Source organism: Terriglobus sp. ADX1 (genome assembly GCF_036877645.1).
GTDB lineage: Bacteria > Acidobacteriota > Terriglobia > Terriglobales > Acidobacteriaceae > Terriglobus.
In genome coordinates this window covers 1-253 of record NZ_JAEDXV010000161.1, presented here as the reverse complement: position 1 = coordinate 253, position 253 = coordinate 1, and the positions used below count along the sequence as shown (strand labels likewise).

Annotated in this window: 1 protein-coding gene; it reads right to left on the bottom strand. The window is 65.6% G+C overall.

Translation table 11 applies throughout. The features are described from left to right. Window positions 1-52: 52 nt before the first annotated feature. Window positions 53-253: hypothetical protein (locus tag JAO32_RS19970; RefSeq protein ID WP_334243655.1), on the bottom strand; the 201-nt coding region annotated here is incomplete at its 5' end.

Here is a 253-nt window from a genome sequence, read left to right as displayed (position 1 = left end):
CCGCTGTTAGCGGTGGCAAGAGCGAGACCGGAGGGCGTTTGCGCGATGGCCGTTACCTGGCTGGCTTCGGTGTGCGCGATGTCTGTGTAAGTGTTGGCCTGCGCTGTGTCGATGCGATAGACGCGGCGCGATTGCCGGTGGCGGCGAAGAGTGCGTTGTTGCGAACGGTGAGGGCGTAGACGACGTCCTGCTGGAGGGCGACGAGGCGCAGAGGTGTGCCGTCGGGGGCGATGCGGTAGATTTCGGAGCCGTC